Origin of the sequence: Labilibaculum sp., from assembly GCF_963664555.1 — a bacterium.
Taxonomy (GTDB): Bacteria; Bacteroidota; Bacteroidia; order Bacteroidales; family Marinifilaceae; genus Labilibaculum.
On record NZ_OY761461.1, the window covers coordinates 4,681,160 to 4,696,990 of the forward strand.

Genomic DNA, 15,831 nt, shown 5'->3' on the forward strand with positions numbered 1-15,831 from the left:
TTGACACTTCTGATTTTCAAAAGAGTAAAGATTTCAATCTTTATTAATAAATCCTCGAACGAATTTCAAATTGAAACTACGAAAACAACCAATAACTAGTAAGACATTGCAAATACTAATCTATTTTTTAAAAACATCGTTATGGGCATAAAAAATCGTCTGATAGTAATGAACTTCCTGCAATTTTTTGTTTGGGGAGCCTGGTTGATAACAATAGCAAATTATTGGTTTGGAACAAAACATTGGTCCCCAACAGAGTTTGGTGCTGTTTTCTCAACGATGGGAATTTCCTCCTTATTTATGCCAACACTAACTGGCATCATTGCTGATCGCTGGATCAATGCAGAAAAGTTATACGGTATTCTTCATTTATTTGGGGGGATTGCGCTAGCCGCATTACCGTTCGTTGACGATCCAACTGTATTTATTTCGGTTGTTTTAGTGGCGATGATTTGTTATATGCCAACCATCGCTTTAATGAATTCTATTTCTTATACGATACTGAAAAATAACAACTACGATGTAATCAAGGTTTTTCCTCCTATTCGAGTTTGGGGAACTATAGGTTTCATTGTAGCTATGTGGGTAACCAATTTAAGCGGATTTAAAGCTACGCATCATCAATTCTACATTGCTGCATTCGCCGCGGTAGTTTTAGCAGTATATTCGTTCACAATGCCACAATGCAAACCTCAAAACCAAGGTGCAAGTGGCGCTTCTCTAACAGAAACATTAGGATTAAATGCCTTTAAGTTATTTAAGAATTCCAAAATGGCAATGTTCTTTATCTTCTCAATGTTTTTGGGAGCCGCTTTGCAATTAACCAACATGTACGGGGATCGATTTCTTTCGGAATTTGTAGAGATACCTCAATATGCCGATTCTTTTGTAGTTCGCTACTCCACAATCATCATGTCTATTTCTCAAATATCAGAAACGCTGTTTATTCTTGCTATTCCATTCTTCTTAAAGAGATTTGGAATTAAGCAAGTTATGCTAATCTCAATGGGGGCTTGGGTTCTGCGCTTTGCATTATTTGCCTATGGCGACCCGGAGGGTGGACTTTGGATGATTATTCTTTCGTGTATTGTTTACGGTATGGCATTCGATTTCTTCAATATTTCTGGTTCTTTATTTGTAGAAACACAATGTGATGCAAGTACACGAGCCAGTGCTCAAGGTCTATTCATGATGATGACCAATGGATTTGGAGCTATTCTAGGTTCTTGGTTAAGTGGTCTTATTATTAGTGTATTTTTTACTGATGACCAAGGTGGTTTTATGTGGATGAATATTTGGAATTCATTTGCGATCTATTCATTAGTGATAACAATATTCTTTGCAATTCTGTTTAAACACAAGCACGATCCAAAACAACTTGCCGGATTTAACCACTAAACAAGTTTACATACAACAAAAATGGCAAGTTTTCACTTGCCATTTTTTATGATTAAATAATACTTTTCATTTTCTCCTAAACAGATTCTCCCCGACGATCAATTTCGTCACGAATCAGTGATGCACGTTCGTAGTCCTCATCACGAACAGCATCTTCAAGCATCCCTCTAAGCTGTGATAAAGAATATTCGGTAAATTGACTCCTCCTCTTCTCCGGCTTAGGAACCTCTGGGTCTGTTTGTCCGGCAATCATCGGGTCTTCAGCTTCTCCCTCAATACTTAAGACGATTCCTGCTTTCTCAATTATTTCTTCTGTTGTGAATATTGGACATCTAAAACGCAGAGCGATGGCAACAGCATCTGATGTGCGGGAATCTATCCGAATACGACTTAACCCTTTTTCGCAAATCAACTCTGAGTAAAAAATTCCCTCTTCCAGCCGATAAATATTTACCTCAACAACATTCACTGCAAAGGCCTCGGCAAAACTCTTAAAAAGATCATGAGTTAAGGGCCGTGGAGGCTCCAATTCCTCCAATTGTATAGCAATTGACTGAGCCTCAACACCACCTATAATTATAGGAATCCTTCGGTCTCCATCTTCTTCAGACAATACAAGTGCGTAGGCTCCCGTTTGAGTCTGACTATACGACAATCCTAAAACGTTAAGTTTTATCTTCCCCATAAAAACTCCTCTTTTTTCACCAATCAATTAACAAATATAAGAATTGTTTTTAATTGACTATTAACAATAAACCGAGGTTATTTCTCAAATTTACCCCCACTTACTGATTTACTTCTATTTACAGAATCAATTTGTCTGCAAACTATTAAATAAGCATCCGAAAATTCATTTTTACCAATCGTAAAAATATCATATATTGATTTTCTAAATCTTATCTATGAAGATACATATTATAGCCAAGGAAATCCAAAACTAGCCATGGAAACTTATCGACTTGAATTTTTTTTTTGTGAAATCAATCCAAATAACATTCAAATCGAAAAAAAAAGAGTCAAAACAATTCATTTACAAGAGTAAAACTTTGTTTATCAATTATTCTTTTTTATTTTTGCAATCCGAAATAAAATTCTTTGGGGGTTCACCAAGAGGTAAATTTAATGTTTAAAATGACCCACCCTCAGGAACAAACCGTAAAATTAGAAATAATGTACGTAATTGTAGAAATCGCTGGTCAGCAATTTAAAGTTGAAAAAGACCAAAAGATTTTTGTTCACAGACTATCTGCTGAAGAAGGTGGACAAGTAGAGTTCCCTAAAGTACTTTTAGTGGATAACGATGGTGAGATAGTAGTTGGTGCTCCAACAGTTGAAGGAGCTAAAGTAACTGCTAAAGTTTTATCTCACATGAGAGGTGACAAGGTAAAAGTATTCAAAAAGAAAAGAAGAAAAGGATACAGAAAACTGAACGGACACCGTCAGGACCTTTCACAAATTCAAATTGAAGAAATTGTTGCTTAATCCTTAAAAATATAACAAAATGGCACATAAAAAAGGAGCCGGTAGTTCTAGAAACGGTAGAGAATCGGAAAGTAAGCGATTAGGAGTTAAGATTTTTGGTGGGCAATTGGCTAAAGCTGGAAGCATTCTTATTCGTCAAAGAGGAACAAAACACAACCCAGGTGAAAATGTAGGTATTGGCAGAGATCATACTCTTTTTGCTCTTATTCCTGGAACAGTGGTTTTTAAAAAGAAAAGAGATAATAAATCTTACGTTTCTGTTGAACCTTTAGCTGAATAGATTATTTAGCTTTAAAATATTTAAATCTCCTGCTTTATTTCGTATAAAGACAGGAGATTTTTTTATTTTTATAGCCTGAAAGTTATAGATATAATCATTTACAAAAGATACTGATGCTAAGCCTCAAATACCTACAGGAAAACAAAGACGAAGCCATTAAGGCTTTGAAAATAAAGAATTTCGACGCAACAGAAATCATCGGAAAAATCATCATTCTTGACGAAAAAAGAAAAGAAAGCCAAGTAAAATTAGATGCCACACTGGCGGAAATGAACGGTTTATCGAAAGAAATCGGAATGCTTTTTAAGAGTGGAAAAGCTGACGAGGCAAATGCTGCAAAAGAAAAAACTGGCGAATTGAAGGATTCGATTGCTGAATTGACTGTGATTCAGAACAGTACAGTTCAGGAATTAAATGATTTGTTGCTTCAAATTCCGAATACACCTCATTCATCGGTTCCTGCCGGTAAAGGTGAAAACGAAAATGTAATTGAAAAAACATGTGGAATTATCCCAAACCTGCACTCCGAAGCAATTCCTCACTGGGAATTAGCTAAGAAATACAATATTATTGATTTCGAACTTGGGAATAAAATCACCGGAGCTGGTTTCCCTTTATACAGAGGCAAAGGTGCAATTCTTCAAAGGGCATTAATCAATTTCTTTTTGGATGAAAACCGCAAAGCCGGCTACGAAGAAGTTATCCCCCCATTGGTTGTTAACGAAGCTTCCGGATACGGAACCGGCCAACTGCCAGACAAAGAAGGACAAATGTATCATGTAACCGAGGATAACCTGTATTTAATACCTACTGCTGAAGTACCGGTAACAAACATTTACCGCGATGTTATTTTGAAAGAAGAAGATTTCCCGGTAAAAAATACAGCTTACTCTGCTTGTTTCAGAAGAGAAGCCGGATCGTACGGAAAAGATGTAAGAGGTTTGAATCGCCTGCACCAATTCGATAAAGTGGAAATTGTACAATTGCAGCATCCAGAAAAATCATACGAAGCTCTTGAGGGAATGGTAGCTCACGTGGAAGGAATTATCAAAAAATTGGAACTTCCTTACCGCCTGCTTCGCTTGTGTGGTGGTGATACGAGTTTTACTGCCGCTCTGACTTTCGATTTTGAAGTGTTTTCTGCAGCCCAAGACAAATGGCTGGAAGTAAGTTCTGTTTCAAATTTTGAAGCTTACCAATCGAATCGTTTAAAATTACGCTACAAAGGTAAGGATATGAAAAAACCTGAACTGGCGCACACTTTGAACGGAAGTGCACTGGCATTGCCTAGAATTGTAGCCGCCTTGCTTGAAAACAACCAAACTCCTGAAGGAATCCGAATTCCAAAAGCATTGGTTCCTTACACTGGATTTGAGCTAATCGACTAAAAGATATTTACTTAATTTTATGGCCCGGTTCGAAACAACCGGGCTTTTTTTATATTTTTGAGTTAGAGTATCATCTTTAAAAAACTGGTTTTGAAAAAATTCATAGTAAACTTTCTTGTTCTGATTTCCTTCTTAGGATCTGAATACAGCTATTCACAAAACAACATCCAAACAGAAAGTCAACTGGCTTTTAACTACTTTCGTGATAAAGAATACAGACCGGCATCTTCCCTATTCTTTAACCTGCATAAAATTACACGGTCAAGAACTTATTTCAACTACTATATTGATTGCTTAATTCAACTTGAGGATTATCAGGAAGCTGAGAAATCGATAAAAAAGGAAATTAAAAAAAATCCAGATGACCAAAGCTTTTTAATAGACTTGGGATTCGTTTACAAAACATCAGGAGAAAGTGATCAGAGTCTGGCTCAATACAATAAAGTTTTAGAAAAATTGATTCCTGTCAGCAGTGAAATTACAAGTATTGCTAACGCTTTTGTAAGAAAACGTGAATATGAATTCGCCATTAAGACTTATGAAATTGGTAGAAGACTGCTCAATCAGGAGCATCTCTTTCACATGGAACTGGCCACTATTTTTCTATCTCAGAGAGATTTTGAAAAAATGGTTTCAGAATATCTTCTGGCACTTTCAGTTGATCCAACACAAATAAAAACGGTACAAAACCATTTGCAGTCCGCACTTCTTCAGGATATCAATTCAAGTTTAGATCCCATTCTGAAAAATCAATTATTGCAAAAAATTCAAACTGAGACTAAAAATCTAAGCTTTAAGGAATTACTGCAATGGTATTTTATGCAGAAAAAACAGTTTCAAGCTGCCTTCACGCAAGCAAGATCGATAGATTTAATCGGAAAAGAGGATGGTTCCCGCCTGCTATCCTTAGCAAGCGCTGCAAGAACAAATGATGATTTTAAAACTGCTCTTGAATGTTATCAACATGTTGTTGATAAAGGATCTTCATCGCCCAATTATTTAAATGCCCGCATGGGAGATTTAGAGACACGGTATATTATACTTCAAAAACAGAATCCGGCTTCTAAACCGGCATGGCTGGAACTTTCGGAGCAATATCAAAAACTATTTTCCGAAGAAAAAAATGTGTCGTTAACCAGCACTTCACTCATCCAATACGCTCACATCAATTCCTTTTATCTGAACAATTCAGCAAAATCAATTGAACTTCTGGAAAAAGCATTGGAAAGTTCAGGCTTAAATTCCCAACAAAAATCGGAATTAAAACTTGAACTGGCAGACGTTAAGTTGTTTGAAGACGAAAAATGGGATGCCATTTTGTTGTATGCTCAAATAGAAAAATCAAACAAAAACAATGCTATCGGCTTCGAGGCCAAATATAAAAAAGCAAAAGTTTCTTACTTCATGGGTGAGTTGAAATGGGCCAAAGCTCAGTTGGATGCTCTAAAAGGAAGTACATCAAAACTCATAGCCAACGACGCAATTTATCTTTCTCAATTGATTAGTGACAATACAACTTTAGATACCAGTTATACCGCAATGAAAACTTTTGCTGAAGCTGAATTTCTAATGTTCCAAAAAAAAGATTCTCTGGCTATTCTTAAATTAAATGAACTACTCAAAAATCATCCGGGACATTCACTAACTGATGAAGTTTATTTTTTGAAATATGAAATTTTCATCAAAGCAAATAAAACAGAACAGGCACTTTTGGCCTTGTCCAAAATTATAGAAGAACATCCATACGAAACTCTTGCGCCAAAGGCATTGTTCACACAAGGAGAACTGCTTCAGAAGTTAAACGAAACAGAAAAAGCCATGGAGAATTACAAAAGTCTTGTTACTGAATATTCTGATAGTATATACTCTGTTGAAGCCCGAAAAAAATTAAATGAATTAAGAAAATAAAATTTCGATACCTTTGCCAAAATTACAAACTGAAAACAATGATTATTTACAATACCAGCTATTTGATCGAAAATTCCATGGAAAAAGAGTTTTGTGAATGGATGAAAACAAAATTTATCCCTTTACTCAAAGAAACCGGAACTTTTTCTGCCGATTATTTTTGCAAAGTAATGGTTGTAACTGAAGACGAAGGTTTGACCTATTCCCTTCAACTTCTGTTCAAAAACAAAGAACTATTCACAAAATATCACTGTAATTTCGAACCGGGAGCAAAAGCCGTTTTCGAAGCAAAATACAGAAGCCAGGTGATGAGTTTTTCATCCTTGCTGGAAGAAGCTTAATTTCCAAAACTTTGGATACTCAAAAGAAAGCATACATTTTTGCCCTGTCGGCAATCCTTTGCTGGTCAACAGTGGCCACAGCATTTAAAATTGCATTGCACGGAATGGATTTTCTTCATCTTCTGTTAATCTCTTCCGGCGTTGCCATGCTTTTTTTTGGTTGTTTACTTTTATATTCATCTCAATTACAAAAAGTTTTTTCAAGAAGTAAAAGGGATTATATTCGATCAGCAGGACTGGGTTTTTTAAATCCTTTTCTATACTATCTGGTGCTTTTAAAAGCATACTCGATACTGCCTGCTCAATTTGCACTAAGTCTGAACTATATCTGGCCAATTACTTTGGTACTGCTTTCTATCCCTTTATTAAAGCAAAAAATTGGATGGAAGAGTATCTCATGTATAGTGGTGAGTTTTTCGGGTGTTTTGGTAATCGCCAACAAAGGCTCTTTTACATCCATTCAAACCCCGGATACTTATGGTGTACTATTGGCTCTGTCCAGTTCTTTATTTTGGTCTCTGTTTTGGTTATTTAATGTTCGGGATCACAGAGAAGAAAAAGAGAAACTATTTCTGAATTTTATTTTTGGATTTATTTATATTCTAATCTCTATCCTCCTATTTTCGAACTTTCGGATGCCTGGTGTAAAAAGTATTTTAGCCGCAGTATATATTGGGTTAGTAGAATGCGGAATCGCTTATGTATTCTGGTTAAAAGCATTAAAAATTACAAGTTCAACAGACAAAATAAGCAACCTGGTTTTTTTGAGTCCGTTTGTTTCCTTGCTGTTTGTACATCTTATTATCGGAGAATCTATCTATCTTAGTACTCTTGCAGGCCTTGCACTTATCATTTTGGGTATCGTTCTGCAGAAATTTATTCGAAAATCCAATTCAATTGAGTAACGACAGAATAATTATGGGAATCGATCCTGGTACCAATTTAATGGGCTACGGACTAATAAGAATTGTTGACAAAAAGCCACAAATCTTGGTTTCAGGTGTCTTAGATCTCAAAAAAATTACCGATCCCTACATTAAGCTTCAGAAGATTTTCCAACGCACTCTGCAGGTAATAGATGAATACAAACCCGATGAATTAGCTATTGAATCTCAGTTTTTTGGAAAAAACATTCAATCAATGCTTAAATTGGGCCGGGCTCAAGGTGTTGCAATATCAGCGGCATTGCATCGCAACATACCCATTTTTGAATACGCTCCAAAAAAAATTAAACTTGCAATTACCGGAACCGGACTGGCCTCGAAAGAACAATTAGCAACCGTTCTTCAGCGTTTTTTTAATCTGAAGGAATTCCCTCAAAATATGGATGAAACAGATGCCATTGCAATCGCAATGTGCCATTTTTTTCAGGGTAATGCCATTACATCTGCAGGCAAACCAAAATCATGGGCTGATTTTGTCAAAAAGAATCCAGATAGGGTCAAATAATTTTAAATTATATCGTAAAAAAAAGCCACTTAAAAAGTGGCTGATATCTATATGCGAATAATTGATTCTATTCAAAATTCTCCCGGATTTTAGTGGCAATTTCAGCCAATTTATCCGATGCAATTTCCAATTTTGGATTCGCAAAATTTAAATCTCCAACATTATTTAAGGGCACCAGATGAATGTGAGTATGCGGAACCTCAATGCCAATAACAGCAATTCCGATTCTTTTGCACTCAATGGTCTTCTCAACGGCCTTCGCTACGCGTTTGGCAAAAAGATTTAATCCAGCTAAAACATCATCGTCTAAATCAAAAATATAGTCAACCTCCTGCTTTGGAATCACCAAAGTATGACCCAATGCCAAAGGACTGATATCCAAAAAGGCAAAGAAGTTCTCATCTTCAGCTATTTTGTGACAAGGAATTTCGCCATTAACTATTTTTGTGAAAATTGAAGCCATATTCGTGTTTTTCTGATTTTGTACTCCCTGTAATTATAAAGAAATATCAATAATTTCAAATGGAATTAAGCCATTTGGAACCTGTATTTCAACAACATCACCAATAACCTTACCAATTAAACCTTTGGCGATTGGTGTATTGATTGATAGTTTCCCATTCTTAAAATCGGCCTCGGTTTCAGACACCAAAGTATAAGCCATTACAGAACCATTTTTTTGATTCTTAATGGTAACCTTCGTCATCATCTGCACCTTCGAAGTATCAATTTTAGTTTCATCAATTACCCGGCTATTTGCCAGAATACCTCTTAACTGCGAAATTTTGGCTTCCAATAAACCTTGAGCTTCTTTTGCAGCATCGTACTCGGCATTTTCCGACAAGTCTCCTTTGTCGATGGCTTCACCAATTTGTTTGGAAATATTAGGACGTTCAATCGTCTCAAGATGTTCCACTTCTGCTCTTAGTTTTTTTAGTCCTTCGGCTGTTACATATGAATAACCAGACATAATTCCCTCCTATTTAAATTCTTATAATTCTAATCTATTTGATCGACAACGATCTAAAAAACAAAAAGAATTTCGATTTTTCGAAACTCTTCCGGATGCAAATATACAAATTTAGTATAAATGAACCCTTACCTGCATTAAATAACAGGAATCAATAAAAGTATACTTTATTTTTTGCTTTAGGTGTACCTTCTATCTAAAATCTCTTTGTAAATAATGGCCTGGCGCCAATCGATTTCTTCTTCCTGATCTTCTTCCAACTCATTCTCATCCTTACTATCACTATAGATTGATTTTAAATCAGCAAAAACAGGTTTCTTTTTCTCTTCACGAACCTCTTCCTTCAATTTTTGCAATCTTGTATATTCCGCCATCATTGTTTCCTCTGGTTCGGGAATTGTGTCTTCTATAGGCTGAACATATGGTTTGGGTATTTCATTGCCCAGCAAAGTTTCAAAAAGTGTTTCGAATCCTCCCTGAGTTTCAGGCCCCGGTTTATGATGAATTTCCCCATCATCGGGAGGCTGGACAGCAACAGGCTTCTTTTTTTTGAGAGCACCAACAATAACAAAGAGTGCCACTATAACATAGTACAATATATTCCCCCAACTATCGTCCATACTGATACGCTTAAAATTGATTTAAAAGTTTAATTTTGCTAATTCCTGCACTAATACCTGCAAGCATTACGTTATATAAAAAATAAAATAAACTACAATGAACTACAATAAATCAAATTTACCACTTTTTTTCCTTTTCTGTCTGATAAACATCACTTTTTGTTCGTGCAGTACAGATACCAACGTGGATGAAATCATCCCCAATGTTCCTGTTAGCGGAACAATACATCTTAATTTTTACAGTGAACTAAATTCTGTAGGCAATGCACTATACTTTGATGAAATAGACGCATCTGTTGGTTATAACGGGCATGGATTTATTGTTATAAGAACCAGTACTTCTGAATTTGCCGTTTTTGACGCAAGTTGCACTAATGATAGAGATTCAGATGAACATGTTGAAATAAAGGGCACTTATGCAGAATGTCCCGTTTGCGGAAGTAAATTTAGTTTGTTAACCGGTGGATGGCCATTTAACGATTCAGTCGCTAAATACAAATTAAAAGAATATGGAAATACTTACTACGCCAGTAACAATTCATTAAAAGTCCGCAATTAAATTAATTTCAAAAAAAAATCAGGCCACTTAATCAGGGGACTAATTTTCACAGGTTAAAAATAAGAAAATAAGCATACAATCAAAATATAATAAAGTTTACTTTTTAAAATTTTAATCATGTAAAGTCTTGTTTCACTTTACTATAATGCATAATTTGATAGGGAATTCACCTAATTAATTTAATCTCTATCCTATGAAAAAAGCATTATTACTACTAGTGTTCGGGGTATTATTAACTCCTTTCGCAAGTTTTGCCAGTGAAGCAGACCTGGTTGTTCCCGATTTAAGACAGAGTGTTTTTGGCGGACTAGGTGGCATAAATGGTTGGAACCTTTTATTTTATGGCATTGTAGTTATCGTTTTGGGTTTATTCTTCGGAATGATTCAATTTAATAGAATTAAAAATCTTCCTGTACATCATTCAATGGCAAAGGTTTCCAATATTATTTACGAAACCTGTAAAACTTACCTACTGCAGCAAGGTAAATTTCTAATTATTCTTTTTCTGATTATTGGTTTTGCAATTTCCTATTATTTTATTGGTTTAGCTCACGTATCCATTCCAAAAACTATGCTTATTCTGCTTTGGACAGTACTGGGAATATTAGGATCGTATGGAGTTGCCTGGTTTGGAATCAGGATAAATACTTACGCAAACAGCCGCACATCATTTGCAGCGCTTAAGAAAAAGCCCTTCGATGTAATGTCCATTCCATTGCAGGCAGGTATGAGTGTTGGTCTTCTTTTAATTTGTATCGAGCTGATCATGATGATCGCTATTTTGCTGTTTATACCTGGTGATAGTGCCGGTGCATGCTTCGTGGGTTTTGCAATTGGTGAATCATTAGCCGCTTCGGCTCTTCGAATTGCCGGTGGCATTTTTACCAAAATTGCCGACATTGGTGCCGATTTAATGAAAATTGTCTTCAAAATTGGCGAAGATGACCCACGTAATCCCGGAGTAATTGCCGATTGTACTGGCGATAATGCAGGTGATAGCGTGGGGCCAACCGCTGATGGGTTTGAAACTTATGGCGTTACAGGTGTTGCATTGATTACTTTTATCATTTTAATGTTTGGTGAAACCGGATTAATGCCCAATGTTGGGTTTGCATCAACTCTTATTGTCTGGATTTTCGCTATGCGTGTCCTGATGATCTTCACATCAGTATTTGCTTATTTGGTAAATCAAGCCATTGCAAAAGCAAGATACAGTCAAGCTGATCATTTTAATTTTGAAGCTCCACTGACTTCTTTGGTATGGATTACTTCGATTATTTCAATTGTTGTAACTTATGTTGTCAGCGATATTCTAATATCAGATCTGCCTGAAGGATTGTGGTGGAAACTTTCAACAATAATATCCTGCGGAACACTTGCCGCTGCGGTTATTCCCGAATTAACCAAAGCATTTACCAGTTCGGGTTCCCGTCATGTTCAGGAAGTGGTTACTGCTTCCCGGGAAGGTGGTGCATCCTTAACGATTCTTTCGGGAATGGTAGCCGGTAATTTCTCTGCTTTTTGGAAAGGTATGGTAATGATGGCTCTTATGGCTACTGCATTTTACACCGTTCAGGACATTGCCATATTTGGCGATTATCCTGGAATTTTCGCCTTTGGATTAGTGGCTTTTGGTTTCTTGGGAATGGGCCCCGTTACCATTGCTGTTGACAGTTATGGTCCGGTAACAGATAATGCTCAATCGGTTTTTGAACTATCTCAGATAGAAAAGATTCCAAACATTAAAGAAGAAATTCTTAACGATTTTGGTTTTGAACCTAATTTTGTAAGTGGCAAACACAATTTGGAAGAGAATGACTCTGCCGGAAATACCTTTAAAGCTACGGCCAAACCCGTATTAATTGGCACTGCAGTTATTGGTGCAACTACAATGATTTTTGCAATTATCCTTTTGCTTAAGGGAACGATTCTCTCGAATGGGGAATCATTACTGCAAATTCAATTGACCGATCCATCTGTGATTCTTGGTTTAATTACTGGCGGGGCTGTAATTTTCTGGTTCTCGGGTGCATCCATGCAAGCTGTTACTACCGGAGCTTATCGTGCAGTTGAATACATCAAAAGGAATATCGATTTGGACAAGACAGAAGCCGACATTGAAGATTCAAAGAATGTTGTGAGAATTTGCACTCAGTATGCACAAACAGGAATGTGGAACATTTTTGCCGTAATTTTATGCCTGACACTGGCATTTGCCTTCTTTAGTCCGAACTTTTTTGTGGCCTATCTTATTTCCATTGCCATTTTTGGTTTGTTTCAAGCCATGTATATGGCCAACGCAGGCGGTGCGTGGGACAATGCTAAAAAAGTGGTTGAAGTTGATTTGAAAGAGAAAAACACACCATTACACGATGCTACAATTATTGGTGATACTGTCGGTGATCCATACAAAGACACCTCATCGGTAGCCTTGAACCCAATCATTAAGTTCTCTACCCTGTTTGGACTATTGGCCGCCGAAATTGCCATTGAACTGATCGTTCAATCAGATAAAACCGGAAACATAAATTATGCCCCTTACATTGGAGCTGTTTTCTTAGTAATTGGTTTGTTCTTTGTTTACCGTTCGTTTTATGGAATGAGAATTCCAGCAAGGGAAGTAAACACTTCCAACCCTCAGCCAGTATTTGAGGAAACACGAATGGGAAGCAACCATCAGGATCAGATAAAAGTGGACGTAGCTGGCAAGTCTGGCAATTAGCTATTTCATTGAAATACAAAACCCCGGAGATATTTCTTCGGGGTTATTTTTTGAAAAATTGTGAAAATAAATTATCCCAACAAACTTATAACTTCCAATTTATCCAAAGCCAACTGAGCCTTTAACTCATCAAGCGAAGCGAAAAACTGCTCGTTACGAATGCGCTGATAAAAATGAATTGTAATATTTTTGAAGTAGATATCCTGATTAAAATCCAATATATGAACCTCGATAGACCGGTTATCTAGCTGATTATTTACGGTCGGACGAATACCAATATTCAGCATTCCCAGATACCGTTTATCGTCCACATCAACCTTTACAGCATACACTCCATCTTTCGGAACCAGCTTGTAGCTTTCCTGAGGATCAATGTTTGCGGTGGGAAACCCAATGGTATGTCCCAATTTCTTCCCGTTAACAACATCTCCTTTAATAAAAAACCGATAACCTAAATATTTATTTGCCATCTGAATATCACCATCGGCAATGGCATTCCTTATTTTTGTAGAGCTAACATTTATAGCATCCATATTCAAGACATCCTGACGCTCTATTTTAAAGTTTAACTGATCGGCAAAAACCTTTAAATCTTCATATTTCCCTTCCCGGTTGTGCCCAAAACGATGATCGTAACCAACCACCAGATATTTCATCCCCAACTGCTTCACCAAAATCTTTTCAACAAACTCAACGTAAGTTAATTTGGAAAATTCTTTTGTAAAAGGATAAACAACCAAATGATCGATACCCGCAGCTTCGAGCAACACTTTTTTTTCTTCCAAAGTATTGATTAAGCGCAAGCCATTGTCCTCCTGATTTAAAACCAGTCGCGGGTGAGGATAAAAAGTGAAAATTACAGTTTCTCCATTTACTTTTTGAGCTAATTCCTGCAAGCGACGAATCACTTTCCGATGCCCAAGATGCACCCCATCAAAGGTGCCAATAGTCACAACTGGATTGATTGCGGAAAAATCTTTTAAATCCGTATATATTTTCATGTGCCGGCAAAATTATTCTATCAAAGCATTCTCATTCATCTCCACCTCTCATCCAGCTAATTCCAGCTCTCAATTGAGAATGCATCTTAATTTCCTGATGCAAAAATATGAAAATTTAAGGAACAAACTCAGCCTTAAGGCAAGCGAATTAAATTTCATGCGAATGATTGAAATAAAACAATTGATTTGCAAGGCAAGTACAAGACATTTTTTTTACATGCAACAAATTGAATCGCTGCAGGAAATAATAATGATTAAACAGGAAATTATTAGTAAATTTCCCGCTTAGTTTCCAAATACAATTATGAGATAATTAAATTTATTTCGTTTTTTTTTAGTAATAAAATGAGGATCACTTACTAATAAGTGAGTGCATGTATTCCTCGGGATAAGAATCCGAAAAACTGTTGAATGTAAACAAAGAAAACTAATCATATGAAACGTCCATGCCAAAGTAATTTTGACACAGGAAGATAATTACCTCAGCTTGGGAAGTTCCATATGGCAGCTAAAAAACAAATTATATATCATATGAAAAAATTATTATTAGCCCTTCCAATCCTTTTATTCTGGGCTTGTAGTCAAAAAGACCTTGTTAAAATAGAAGGTAAAATTGATAATGCCGAAGGTAAGGTATTGTACTTTGACAGACTGAATACTACTGGTGTTGAAATTTTAGACTCAATCACACTGGATGAAGAAGGCCGGTTTAGATTTAAAGAAGAAAACACCAAGCCCGAATTTTATCTGCTGCGCCTTTCGAATGGAAAATTAATTACCCTTTTAGCAGAAGCCAACGAGAGTATTCTTGTATACAGCAAAAGTGAAAATATGGGGAAAGATTACATCGTGGAAGGTTCTAAGGGCTCGAAGTTAGTTAAGGAGCTGAACGACAAACTGAATGCAACCAAAGATCAACTTGCCGGAATCAGAAAAGATTTAGAAGAGAAAAAGAATGATCCTAACTATTCCACCATCTCACAAAACCTATTGGCTGATTACGTGAAAGCTCTTCAAAGCCAAAGAGATTTTTCGATTGATTTCATCATGAAAAATGCCACCTCTTTATCGAGCTACATGGCTTTGTATCAGAAATTAGATGACAAAACGTTTACATTAAACGAAAACGACGACATAAAATTTGTTAAAATCGTTGCTTCTTCAATGAAAGCCTTGTATCCTGAACATGATTACACCAAAGCGATCCTGAGCAATCTTTCTGATCTTGAGAAACGTTTGACCAACCTTAAAATGTCTCAACTAATTCAAGAAAAAGGAAGCAATTTTCCAGATGTCACTCTTCCAGATTCAAAAGGAAAAGAAGTTACCCTTAGTTCTTTACAAGGTAAATTTATTGTTTTAAGTTTTTGGGCGTCTCAGGATGCAAACTCGCGCAAACAAAACGCAAACCTGAAGAAGATATACGATAAATTCAACAAAAAAGGTCTGGAAATTTACCAGATTTCTGTTGATCAGGATGAAAAATTATGGACCAAAGCCATTCAGGAAGATCAGTTAAACTGGATTAATGTTTGCGATTTAAAAAACGGAAGTGCTATGGCAACCAGACTATTCAATATTCAGTCAGTACCATCGAACTACCTTTTGGATCAAAAAGGAGAAATTGTTGGAAAAAATCTTTTTGGTTTGGCACTTGAAGAAAAAATTGCCCAATACGTAAAGTAAGTAACTAAAATAGTTAAAGTGCCTAAA

General features: G+C 36.3%; 16 protein-coding genes. 11 read left to right on the plus strand and 5 right to left on the minus strand.

Going from position 1 to position 15,831, the window contains the following annotated elements; genetic code table 11:
- The first annotated feature begins 141 nt into the window (after positions 1–141).
- The gene (locus tag ACKU4N_RS18680) at positions 142–1,398 is read left to right on the plus strand and encodes a nucleoside permease (protein ID WP_321318990.1); all 1,257 of its coding nucleotides are present in this window, start codon (positions 142–144) and stop codon (positions 1,396–1,398) included.
- A gap of 76 nt (positions 1,399–1,474) precedes the next feature.
- Here the strand turns inward: ACKU4N_RS18680 and ACKU4N_RS18685 are convergent, their stop codons facing one another.
- The gene (locus tag ACKU4N_RS18685) at positions 1,475–2,083 is read right to left on the minus strand and encodes a bifunctional nuclease family protein (RefSeq protein WP_321318992.1); all 609 of its coding nucleotides are present in this window, start codon (positions 2,081–2,083) and stop codon (positions 1,475–1,477) included.
- 485 nt (positions 2,084–2,568) lie between these two features.
- Here ACKU4N_RS18685 and rplU point away from each other — a divergent pair, with 485 nt between their 5' ends.
- From rplU to ruvC, 7 genes are all read left to right on the plus strand, one after another.
- Positions 2,569–2,880, plus strand: coding sequence for a 50S ribosomal protein L21 (rplU, locus tag ACKU4N_RS18690; protein WP_101310776.1), 312 nt, complete (start codon positions 2,569–2,571; stop codon positions 2,878–2,880).
- A gap of 19 nt (positions 2,881–2,899) precedes the next feature.
- Positions 2,900–3,160, plus strand: a complete 261-nt coding sequence (rpmA, locus tag ACKU4N_RS18695; protein ID WP_321318997.1) for a 50S ribosomal protein L27 — start codon at positions 2,900–2,902, stop codon at positions 3,158–3,160.
- A gap of 113 nt (positions 3,161–3,273) precedes the next feature.
- Positions 3,274–4,548 carry a serine--tRNA ligase gene (gene serS, locus ACKU4N_RS18700; RefSeq protein ID WP_321318999.1) on the plus strand — a complete coding sequence of 425 codons (1,275 nt, stop codon included), beginning with the start codon at positions 3,274–3,276 and terminating at the stop codon, positions 4,546–4,548.
- A gap of 90 nt (positions 4,549–4,638) precedes the next feature.
- Entirely contained in the window at positions 4,639–6,456 is a 1,818-nt protein-coding gene (locus tag ACKU4N_RS18705) for a tetratricopeptide repeat protein (protein ID WP_321319001.1), read from the plus strand.
- Positions 6,457–6,494: 38 nt separating this feature from the next.
- Entirely contained in the window at positions 6,495–6,797 is a 303-nt protein-coding gene (locus ACKU4N_RS18710; RefSeq protein WP_321319003.1) for a DUF4286 family protein, read from the plus strand.
- Between the two features lie 11 nt (positions 6,798–6,808).
- Positions 6,809–7,702 carry a DMT family transporter gene (locus ACKU4N_RS18715; RefSeq protein ID WP_321319005.1) on the plus strand — a complete coding sequence of 298 codons (894 nt, stop codon included), beginning with the start codon at positions 6,809–6,811 and terminating at the stop codon, positions 7,700–7,702.
- A complete protein-coding gene (gene ruvC / locus ACKU4N_RS18720) occupies positions 7,695–8,246 on the plus strand; it encodes a crossover junction endodeoxyribonuclease RuvC (RefSeq protein WP_321319007.1) in 552 nt (183 codons plus the stop codon). The genes ACKU4N_RS18715 and ruvC overlap by 8 nt, the downstream gene beginning before the upstream one ends.
- A gap of 67 nt (positions 8,247–8,313) precedes the next feature.
- On the opposite strand, the gene ACKU4N_RS18725 is transcribed toward ruvC, so the two are convergent.
- The 3 genes from ACKU4N_RS18725 to ACKU4N_RS18735 form a co-directional block, all read right to left on the minus strand.
- Positions 8,314–8,709 (minus strand): HIT family protein, encoded by a 396-nt coding sequence (locus tag ACKU4N_RS18725; RefSeq protein ID WP_321319009.1) that lies wholly within the window; start codon positions 8,707–8,709, stop codon positions 8,314–8,316.
- 33 nt (positions 8,710–8,742) lie between these two features.
- Complete coding sequence (gene greA / locus ACKU4N_RS18730) at positions 8,743–9,216, minus strand: transcription elongation factor GreA (RefSeq protein ID WP_321319011.1); 474 nt, start codon at positions 9,214–9,216, stop codon at positions 8,743–8,745.
- 179 nt (positions 9,217–9,395) lie between these two features.
- Complete coding sequence (locus tag ACKU4N_RS18735; RefSeq protein ID WP_321319013.1) at positions 9,396–9,836, minus strand: hypothetical protein; 441 nt, start codon at positions 9,834–9,836, stop codon at positions 9,396–9,398.
- Positions 9,837–9,933: 97 nt separating this feature from the next.
- Between ACKU4N_RS18735 and ACKU4N_RS18740 the strand changes: the two genes are divergently transcribed.
- Both ACKU4N_RS18740 and ACKU4N_RS18745 read left to right on the plus strand, forming a co-directional pair.
- Complete coding sequence (locus ACKU4N_RS18740) at positions 9,934–10,395, plus strand: hypothetical protein (protein ID WP_321319015.1); 462 nt, start codon at positions 9,934–9,936, stop codon at positions 10,393–10,395.
- A 193-nt stretch (positions 10,396–10,588) separates the two neighbouring features.
- A complete protein-coding gene (locus ACKU4N_RS18745) occupies positions 10,589–13,117 on the plus strand; it encodes a sodium-translocating pyrophosphatase (RefSeq protein ID WP_321319017.1) in 2,529 nt (842 codons plus the stop codon).
- A gap of 71 nt (positions 13,118–13,188) precedes the next feature.
- Here ACKU4N_RS18745 and ACKU4N_RS18750 read toward each other — a convergent pair whose 3' ends face one another.
- Positions 13,189–14,118 (minus strand): bifunctional riboflavin kinase/FAD synthetase, encoded by a 930-nt coding sequence (locus ACKU4N_RS18750; RefSeq protein ID WP_321319019.1) that lies wholly within the window; start codon positions 14,116–14,118, stop codon positions 13,189–13,191.
- Between the two features lie 531 nt (positions 14,119–14,649).
- Here ACKU4N_RS18750 and ACKU4N_RS18755 point away from each other — a divergent pair.
- A complete protein-coding gene (locus ACKU4N_RS18755; RefSeq protein WP_321319020.1) occupies positions 14,650–15,804 on the plus strand; it encodes a redoxin domain-containing protein in 1,155 nt (384 codons plus the stop codon).
- Positions 15,805–15,831 lie beyond the last annotated feature (27 nt).

What these genes read in the sequence shown, in the direction of transcription:
- ACKU4N_RS18680 (WP_321318990.1), top strand. Translation starts at nt 142, where the DNA reads ATGGGCATAAAAAATCGTCTGATAGTAATGAACTTCCTGCAATTTTTT.
- ACKU4N_RS18685 (WP_321318992.1), bottom strand. Translation starts at nt 2,083, where the DNA reads ATGGGGAAGATAAAACTTAACGTTTTAGGATTGTCGTATAGTCAGACT.
- rplU (WP_101310776.1), top strand. Translation starts at nt 2,569, where the DNA reads ATGTACGTAATTGTAGAAATCGCTGGTCAGCAATTTAAAGTTGAAAAA.
- rpmA (WP_321318997.1), top strand. Translation starts at nt 2,900, where the DNA reads ATGGCACATAAAAAAGGAGCCGGTAGTTCTAGAAACGGTAGAGAATCG.
- serS (WP_321318999.1), top strand. Translation starts at nt 3,274, where the DNA reads ATGCTAAGCCTCAAATACCTACAGGAAAACAAAGACGAAGCCATTAAG.
- ACKU4N_RS18710 (WP_321319003.1), top strand. Translation starts at nt 6,495, where the DNA reads ATGATTATTTACAATACCAGCTATTTGATCGAAAATTCCATGGAAAAA.
- ACKU4N_RS18725 (WP_321319009.1), bottom strand. Translation starts at nt 8,709, where the DNA reads ATGGCTTCAATTTTCACAAAAATAGTTAATGGCGAAATTCCTTGTCAC.
- greA (WP_321319011.1), bottom strand. Translation starts at nt 9,216, where the DNA reads ATGTCTGGTTATTCATATGTAACAGCCGAAGGACTAAAAAAACTAAGA.
- ACKU4N_RS18735 (WP_321319013.1), bottom strand. Translation starts at nt 9,836, where the DNA reads ATGGACGATAGTTGGGGGAATATATTGTACTATGTTATAGTGGCACTC.
- ACKU4N_RS18740 (WP_321319015.1), top strand. Translation starts at nt 9,934, where the DNA reads ATGAACTACAATAAATCAAATTTACCACTTTTTTTCCTTTTCTGTCTG.
- ACKU4N_RS18745 (WP_321319017.1), top strand. Translation starts at nt 10,589, where the DNA reads ATGAAAAAAGCATTATTACTACTAGTGTTCGGGGTATTATTAACTCCT.
- ACKU4N_RS18750 (WP_321319019.1), bottom strand. Translation starts at nt 14,118, where the DNA reads ATGAAAATATATACGGATTTAAAAGATTTTTCCGCAATCAATCCAGTT.
- ACKU4N_RS18755 (WP_321319020.1), top strand. Translation starts at nt 14,650, where the DNA reads ATGAAAAAATTATTATTAGCCCTTCCAATCCTTTTATTCTGGGCTTGT.